Genomic DNA, 7659 nt, shown 5'->3' with positions numbered 1-7659 from the left:
CACCCTCGTGACCGGGACGCCGAAGACGCACCAGCGGAGGTCGGTGCCGGTGCCGCGGTTCCTCACCGACGACCTCGCACGGCTGGGAGCGGGCAAGGGGCCCGAGGAGTACCTCTTCACCGCGCCCCAGGGTGGCCCGCTGCGCCTGATGAACTTCCGTCGACGGGTGTTTGACCCCGCGGTGAGGGCGGCCGGGCTCGACGGCCTGACCCCGCACGAGCTGCGCCACACCGCGGCCTCACTGGCCGTGAGCGCCGGCGCCAACGTCAAGGACGTGCAGCGCATGCTCGGCCACAGCTCGGCCGCGATGACGCTGGACGTCTACGCCGGGCTGTTCGAGGACGGGCTCGATGCGGTCGCGGACCGGATGGACGCCCTCGCTGGCGCTCTTGCGGACTCTGTGCGGACTGAGGGCTCTGTGACCGCGTTTCCGAGCACCGCGGTCAGAGCCGAAAACGGCCCTGACCTGCGCAAACGTGCGGTGGGGCAGGCCGGGCTTGAACCGGCGACCGACGGATTATGAGTCCGCTGCTCTGACCGACTGAGCTACTGCCCCGGGTGCGGGACGGCGGCAACACGTCGTCGTCCGTGCGATCGCCCAGCGTAGCCGTCCCAAGATGTCGGGGGGCGGCACGGGTGCGAGGCTGGGCGCCATGGCGGAGGAACTCGAACGCCCGGGCGCCGAGCAGTGGGTCCCGGAGAGCGGCGGCATCGCCGCGCTGCGCCGGGCGGCACCCGGGTGCCGCGGCTGTGAGCTGTGGGAGCCGGCGACCCAGGTGGTGTTCTCCAGTGGCAGCGCGCACGCCCGGATCGTCATGGTCGGGGAGGAGCCGGGCGACGCGGAGGACCTCGCGGGGGAACCGTTCGTCGGCCCCGCCGGCAAACTGCTGCGCCGCGCGATCGAGGAGGCCGGGATCGCGATGGAGGAGGTCTACCTGACCAACGCCATCAAGCACTTCAGCTTCGTCCAGCGCGGCAAGCGGCGGATCCACCGGAAGCCGGACCTGGCCCAGATGGTCGCCTGCCGGCCGTGGCTGGAGGCCGAGCTGCGGTATGTCGACCCGGACCTGACCGTGCTGCTCGGGGCGAGCGCCGCCCGGCAGGTGCTCGGTCCCGGCATCAAGGTGACCCAGCAGCGCGGGCAGGTGCTCACCCGGGAGACGACGCTGGGGGAGCGGCGCTTCATCCCCACGGTGCACCCGTCGTCGATCCTGCGGGCGCGCGAACGGCGCCACGACGCGTATGCCGCGTTCGTCGCCGACCTGAAGGTCGTCGCCAAGGCCGTGTGAGCCGGCGGCGCCCGGCGCGGGAGGTCAGCCGAGGACGGCCCGGGGACCGGAGAGCTCGACGCCGTCGTTGACGAGCGCGAGCTGTCGGACGGTGTAGCGGCGCAGGCTCTGCAGTTGACGGTCGTCGAGTCGGTCACAGATCCATTCCCAGTGCAGCGACACCCAGTCGCCGGGGGCGAGGTCCTCCAGCATGGTCACCCCGTCCACGCCACGGACGGCGGTCTCGGCGACCGGTTCACCGAGCTCGAGGCGCCCGCCGTCGTAGGTCAGCGGCCGGGAGTCGACAACCACCTGGTCGCCCTGCACCGCCGTCACCCGGCCCCACCGGATGCGGCAACGGTCCAGGACCGTCAGCGCCTGCTCGGCACGTCGGTCGTCCCCGAGCAGACCGACCCACGGGTAGACGCAGAACACGTGGTAGCTGTGGTGCGGCACGCCACCCGCGGCCACGCTGTCGGCGAGGAAGTGGAAGCGCGGACCCGCGCGGTGGCGGAAGCGGTCCTCCATCGAGCCCCCCATCTCGGAGGTGGCGATCTGGTCGAGCAGGCCGTTCCCCACCCAGTATGCCTCGACCACGCGGCGGTCGAGCGGGTCGGGGACACCGGTGGCGCCGGCGATCAGCTGCAGGTAGGGCCATGCCCCGGCGAACGCCTTGGCCATGTCGTGGAAGCCACGGTCGACGGTCCCGCTGAGCCCGTACTCGTAGAAGCCGGTGTTGTCGCCGGGGCCACAGTAGCCGTGGCTGTTGGGTGGGAAGGCGTAGCGGACGAACAACACCGGGCCGGAGACCGGTCGCCGCCGTGCGGAACGGCCTGCAGGCGCGTTCGGTTCGACGCCGGTCATGCCAGCTCCTTCAGGTCCAGCTGTTGCAGTTCGCCCAGCATCGCCAAGGTCTCTCGTGCCTCGGCCTCGTCGACACGGGTCATCGCGAAACCGACGTGGACCAGCACCCACTCGCCGGGCTGCGGCGGCCCGTCCAGCAGGCTGGTGTCCACCTGTTGGCGGACGCCGAGCATGTCCACGACGGCGTTACGGTCGGCGTTGCTCGTCGGCCGTTCGACGACCTCAGCAGGGATGGCCAAGCACATCGTCACGTCACATCCGTTCGGTCTTGAGGTACCGGCGCAGAGCGGGCAGCTCGCGCCAGAAGAGCACGGCCGCTCCCGCGACGGCGAGGGCGGCAACTACTCGTGGCCACACGTCCGTTCACCTCCTCTCCGACCTGCACCCGGCAGTCGGCTCATCCCGGGGGGAGGTTGGGCATGATCGGCAGGATGGCGTCGTGCTTCTTGGGACTGACTCCCGTGGAGCGACGGGCGTCGGCCGTGCCGTCCTCGTGGTGGCCGGGTTGCTTCTTCAGGTTGCCCGTCGCGTTGCCTTGGCGCACGCCCTTGGTGTGCGAGGGCAGGTCGGGACTGACGTCGGGCTTGCCGACCCGGATGGCGTTCATGGTTCCTCCGTCTCGATCACGCGGCCGGGCCGTGCCGGCCGTGGGCACGACGGGCGAGCCCGTCGAAGTAGGCGTCGATCTCGGTCCACACGCGACCACCGCCGGACAGGCCGCGCCAATAGTTCTTGACGACCGCGACCAGCCGGTAGCACTCGTCGATGGGCACCAGCCACCGGTGCTCTGCGCCGCGCGCAGTGTTCACGAGGAGGGCCTCGACCTCCGGTGCCATGTCGGCGAGTTGGGGGCATCCGCTGACCGCTCGGCTCCAGGCCTCGGGCGCAACCTCCCAGCGGGTCGCGCCCATCGGGCTCGGATAGTGCGCGATGACCGTGGCGTGGCGGCTGTCTTGCGCGACGAAGAACGCGAGCCCCACAGGGACGCCCAGGTCCTGGGGGGACACGCCGCTCAGCCGGGCCCGGCGCTCGGGGACCAGCCGGAAGTGCCCCAGACTGGCGACGTCACGGTCGAAGAGCAATGCGCACGCACGGCAGGTGCACATCACCTCGGCGCGGGTGGTGTCCAACAGGTGCCGGTGCTCCTCGGGGATGTCGAGTCCGCAGAGCTCGCAGTGCTCGGCCGCCGCGCGTCCCCGCTCGGCTGCGCGCCGCACCGCACGTTCCAGCGCGCCGGACGTCACGGGCGACCTCCCGTGGTCACCGGGTGCCGCAGCAGCGCCTCCACCGGAATGAGGGTGGGACCCGCGGGGCCGTGCGGGGAGCCGGCCACCGCGGAGGAGACCGCCTCGACCCCGGAGAGCTCCGGCGCCGCGGCCAGGACCGACTCGGTGACGGCCTGCTCCAGGGTTGCCGTCGACGACGCGCACCCGTTGCAGCTGCCGGACAGGCTCACCCTGGCAACGCCGTGGACGACCTCCTCCAGGGTCACCTCGCCGCCGTGGGAGCGAAGGTAGGGGCGCACCTCGTCCAGGGCCTGCTCCACCCGGTCCTCCACGGCGTCCGGATGCAGCCCGTGCAGCACGAGCAGGTGCGACAACAGCTCGTCCTGCAGCATCCAACCCACGCCGTCCGGCGCCTCCCGTACCCGGGTCACCACCCGCCCGAGCGCCTCGCCGTAGACCTGCGCGAGCAGCTCGATCGCCTCGAGTGCCTGGCTCGTCGCCGGTCCGGGCGTCTGCTCGACCTGCTCCAGCAGCTGGTCCAGGCGCACGAGCCGCTCGCGCACGTCGTCGTCGCCGAGGCGAACCGCTCCCGGTCCTGGCGGGTCAGCCATGGGTGGCCCCGAACATCGGCGAGTGCAGCTTCTTCAGGGTGCGGCCGCCACCGAGGTACATGTGCACGCCGCACGGCAGACACGGGTCGAAGCTGCGCACGGCGCGCATGATGTCGACGCCCTTGAAGTCGTCGGGGCCGTTCTCCTCGAAGATCGGCATGTCCTGGACGGCGTCCTCGTAGGGGCCGGGTGTCCCGTAGGAGTCCCGCGGGCTGCCGTTCCACGGCGTCGGGGGATAGGGGTGGTAGTTGGCGATCTTGCCGTCGCGGATGACCAAGTGGTGCGACAGGACGCCGCGGACCGCTTCGTGGAAGCCGCAGCCGATCGCCTCGTCCGGCACGTCGAAGTCCTGGAACACCTTCGTGTCCCCCGCGCGGGTCCGTTCCATCGCCTGCTCGAGGAAGTAGAGCGACATGGCGGCCGCATAGGCGATGAAGTAGACACGGGCCCGGTCGCGCTCGATCGCGTTGGACCACTGCGGGATCCGCCACTCGAGGGTGAGTTCGGGCAACTTGTCGCTGCGGGGCAGGGAGATCTGCACGCTGGACCCGGTCGACTTCACATAGGGCGTGTCGACGAGGCCGGCCAGGGCGGTGGTGTACAGCCGCGCGAAGGCCCCGCCGCCGGTATCCAGGGCGAGGTGGTCGCCGGTGCGCTGGTCGAACCACCGCGGGCTCATCACCCAGCTGTACTTGTCGTTGAAGTCGCGCTTCTGCGGCTGCGGCAGGGTGGTCTGGTTCCAGGGGTGCCGCATGTCGATGGGGTTGCCGAGCGGGTCGTGGGTCACGAACGGTTCCTCGTCCACCCAGTCCTCGTAGAAGGAGCTACCGAGCAGGATCCGCAGCCCGAGGTTGATGTCGATGAGGTTGGTGGTGACCAGCTGCCCGTCCACGACGATGCCGGGCGTGACGTACATCGCCTTGCCCCACTCGTTCATCGACGCGTAGCGGTAGTCGCACACGTCCGGGTCCTGCCAGGCGCCCCAGCAGCCGAGCAGCACGCGTCGCCGGCCGACCTCCTCGTAGCCGGGCAGTGCCTCGTAGAAGAAGTCGAAGACGTCGTCGTTCATGGCGACTGACTGCTTGACGAAGTCCAGGATGCTGAGCAGCCGGCTGAGGTAGTCGGTGAACAAGGTCGGCTGGGGCATCGTGCCGACGCCGCCGGGGTAGATGGTCGACGGGTGGACGTGCCGGCCCTCCATCAGGCAGAACATCTCGCGGGTGACCCGGCTCATGTGCAGCGCCAGCTTGTAGACCTCACCCTCGAACGGGTTGAAGGCGCGCATGATGTCGGCGATCGTCCGGTAGCCGTGGAGGTCGGCGTGGGGTGCCTGCGTGTTCTCTGCGCGGGCCAGCAGGCTGGGGTTGGTCTCCTTGACCATCGCCTCGCAGAAGTCCACGAAGACGAGGTTGTCCTGGAAGATCGTGTGGTCGAACATGTACTCGGCAGCCTCACCGAGGTTGACGATGAGCTCGGCCATCTTCGGGGGCTTGATGCCGTAGGCCATCTGCTGGGCGTAGACCGAGCAGGTGGTGTGGTTGTCACCGCAGATCCCGCAGATACGGCTCGTGATGAACCCGGCGTCCCGGGGGTCCTTGCCCTTCATGAAGACCGAGTAGCCGCGGAACAGTGAGGACGTGCTGTGGCACTCGGCCACCGTGCGGTTGCCGAAGTCGATCTTGGTGTAGATGCCGAGGTTCCCGATGATGCGGGTGATCGGGTCCCACGCCATCTCGACGAGCTGACCCGGCTGCGCCTGGCCCGTGCGGCTCTGGTCGGTGAGGGTCATGACTGCTCCTTTGCTGACACCCGCGGATGTCGTCGTCGGGGTCGCCTACGGGCGGTAGCGGGGGTCGTAACCGGTGGTCAGGGCGTCACGGTTGTGCCGCCACTTCGGCTCACGGTTGGCGTTGCTGTTGGTGATGCCGCGCATGCGGCGGATGAAGGCCCCGTAGGGCTTGACCATCATCGAGGACAGGCTGCCGCCGGGCGGCATGTCCATGAACGGCATGAACTTGTCGGGGAAACCGGGCATCGTGCAGGCGATGCAGATCCCGCCCACGTTGGGGCAACCGCCGATCCCGCCCATCCACCCGCGCTTGGGCACGTTGCAGTTGACGACGGGGCCCCAGCAGCCGACCTTCACCTGGCACTTGGGGGAGTTGTAGTCCTTGGCGAAGTCGCCCTGCTCGTAGTACGCGGCGCGGTCGCAGCCCTCGTGGACCGTCTTGCCGAACAGCCACTGCGGGCGCAGCATGTGGTCCAGCGGCGGGGGCGGCGCGGAGCCCGCGGCGTGGTAGAGCATCCAGGTCAGGGTCTCCATGAAGTTCTCCGGCTGGATGGGGCAGCCGGGGACGTTGACGATGGGCAGGGCGCCCTGCGACCTGAAGTCCCAGCCGAGGTAGTCGGCGAGGCCCATGGAGCCGGTGGGGTTGCCGGCCATCGCGTGGATGCCGCCGTACGTGGCGCAGGTGCCGGCCGCGACGACCGCCCACGCCCTGGGGGCGAGCTGGTCGATCCACCAGTTGATGGTGAGCGGTTCGCCCGTCTCCAAGTCGTTGCCGAAGGAGGTCCAGAAGCCGTCGCCCTCGATGATGTTCTGGTTGGGGACCGAGCCCTCGATGACGAGGATGAACGGGGAGAGTTCCCCGGCGGCCGCGGCCCGGAAGGGGGCGAGGAAGTCCTCGCCTCCCAGGCTCGGCGAGAGCACCTTGTTGTAGAGGTGCACCTTCGGCAGCCCGGGGATCAGGCCGAGCACGATGTCCTCGATCGCCGGCTGGCCCGACGCGGTCATGGAGACGGTGTCGCCGTCGCAGCTCATGCCCTCGGAGATCCAGAGGATGTGGATCTCGTCGAAGCCGGCCCGCTCGTGGGCGCCTTCGGGCTCCCGGCTGACTTCGGTGGTACCGCTGGCGATGGTCATGTGCTCGGCCTCCCCTGGAGACGGTCGCGGAGTCGGTCGTAGGCGGCGGCCACCGGCCCGAGCACGGTGAGCGCGGGGGGCTGGTCGGGGGCGTTCGGGTGGGGCCGGGTGGGGGCGGTCTGCTTGGCCCGGCCGAGGAGCCGGCCGAGTTCGTCCAGCTTCTCCTGGGGGACGCGGGCGCGGAGTTCGGGCATCGTCTCGCCCTCCTCCTCGCGGATGTGCTCGTCGATCTCCCGCTTGAGCTGGGCCATGAGGTCGGCCTCGCGCTCGTCTCCGGCGGGCAGCTTGTCGAGGGCGAGCAGCAGCTTCTTGACGGCCATGTGCTCGCTCAGGTGCTCGTCGATCTTCTGCGCGCCGTCGGGAAGCACCTTCTTGGCCAGGGGGTAGAGCATCATTTCCTCGAGCGCCGCATGTCTGGACAGCTCGCGGACCATCAGCTCGACCACTCCGCGCCGCTGGGTCCGGGAGGCCGCGGCGTGGTAGTCGCGGAACAGTTGCTCCACCATGCGGTGGTCGTGCTTCAGCAATTCGATGGCGTCCATCGCACCTTTCCTCGTCCGGGGCGGTGACCTGCGGCCGCGGCGCTTCGCGGCGGACGTGGCGGAGCCGGTGCGGTGCGGGCCCGCCGGTCCGCCGGTCGGCTGCGCGGCCGGCACGGACGACGCCCCGCACGGGAAGGTCATCCGTCGTGCTCCAGGTTTGCCCCGTCCGCCGGCGAACGCCTCCTGTGAGGGGTCAGTGGAGTGAACGGCGAGAGCCGTCCGGGG

The 7659-nt window shown here is 70.0% G+C and carries 10 protein-coding genes, 1 tRNA gene and 1 pseudogene; 2 read left to right on the top strand and 10 right to left on the bottom strand.

Going from position 1 to position 7659, the window contains the following annotated elements:
* Positions 1 to 373: pseudogene (locus VFL99_RS13610) on the top strand (tyrosine-type recombinase/integrase); the annotation flags it as partial.
* A gap of 109 nt (positions 374 to 482) precedes the next feature.
* Here VFL99_RS13610 and VFL99_RS13605 read toward each other — a convergent pair.
* Positions 483 to 556: transfer RNA gene (locus tag VFL99_RS13605), tRNA-Ile, on the bottom strand.
* Positions 557 to 653: 97 nt separating this feature from the next.
* Between VFL99_RS13605 and VFL99_RS13600 the strand changes: the two genes are divergently transcribed.
* A complete protein-coding gene (locus VFL99_RS13600) occupies positions 654 to 1289 on the top strand; it encodes a UdgX family uracil-DNA binding protein (RefSeq protein ID WP_325106908.1) in 636 nt (211 codons plus the stop codon).
* 24 nt (positions 1290 to 1313) lie between these two features.
* Here VFL99_RS13600 and VFL99_RS13595 read toward each other — a convergent pair whose 3' ends face one another.
* From VFL99_RS13595 to VFL99_RS13560, 9 genes are read right to left on the bottom strand one after another with little or no spacing between them, the layout of a single operon-like run.
* Positions 1314 to 2132 carry a DUF6390 family protein gene (locus tag VFL99_RS13595; RefSeq protein ID WP_325106907.1) on the bottom strand — a complete coding sequence of 273 codons (819 nt, stop codon included), beginning with the start codon at positions 2130 to 2132 and terminating at the stop codon, positions 1314 to 1316.
* Entirely contained in the window at positions 2129 to 2377 is a 249-nt protein-coding gene (locus tag VFL99_RS13590) for a HypC/HybG/HupF family hydrogenase formation chaperone (RefSeq protein ID WP_325106909.1), read from the bottom strand. The genes VFL99_RS13595 and VFL99_RS13590 overlap by 4 nt, the downstream gene beginning before the upstream one ends.
* A gap of 7 nt (positions 2378 to 2384) precedes the next feature.
* Complete coding sequence (locus tag VFL99_RS18360) at positions 2385 to 2489, bottom strand: DUF6893 family small protein (protein WP_414713757.1); 105 nt, start codon at positions 2487 to 2489, stop codon at positions 2385 to 2387.
* A gap of 40 nt (positions 2490 to 2529) precedes the next feature.
* Positions 2530 to 2739 (bottom strand): hypothetical protein, encoded by a 210-nt coding sequence (locus VFL99_RS13585; protein WP_325106906.1) that lies wholly within the window; start codon positions 2737 to 2739, stop codon positions 2530 to 2532.
* Between the two features lie 16 nt (positions 2740 to 2755).
* A complete protein-coding gene (locus VFL99_RS13580; RefSeq protein WP_325106905.1) occupies positions 2756 to 3376 on the bottom strand; it encodes a DUF5947 family protein in 621 nt (206 codons plus the stop codon).
* Positions 3373 to 3969, bottom strand: a complete 597-nt coding sequence (locus VFL99_RS13575) for a NifU family protein (RefSeq protein WP_325106904.1) — start codon at positions 3967 to 3969, stop codon at positions 3373 to 3375. Before VFL99_RS13575 ends, VFL99_RS13580 begins: the two co-directional genes overlap by 4 nt.
* Entirely contained in the window at positions 3962 to 5758 is a 1797-nt protein-coding gene (locus VFL99_RS13570; RefSeq protein ID WP_325106903.1) for a nickel-dependent hydrogenase large subunit, read from the bottom strand. Before VFL99_RS13570 ends, VFL99_RS13575 begins: the two co-directional genes overlap by 8 nt.
* 45 nt (positions 5759 to 5803) lie before the next feature.
* Complete coding sequence (locus tag VFL99_RS13565) at positions 5804 to 6892, bottom strand: NADH-quinone oxidoreductase subunit B family protein (RefSeq protein WP_325106902.1); 1089 nt, start codon at positions 6890 to 6892, stop codon at positions 5804 to 5806.
* On the bottom strand, positions 6889 to 7434 hold the full coding sequence (locus VFL99_RS13560; protein ID WP_325106901.1) for a hemerythrin domain-containing protein: 546 nt from the start codon (positions 7432 to 7434) through the stop codon (positions 6889 to 6891). The genes VFL99_RS13565 and VFL99_RS13560 overlap by 4 nt, the downstream gene beginning before the upstream one ends.
* Positions 7435 to 7659: the final 225 nt, after the last annotated feature.

Source organism: Segeticoccus sp. (assembly GCF_035708005.1).
Note: the sequence above shows the minus strand (reverse complement) of the source record. Positions and strands in the feature narration are given on the sequence as shown.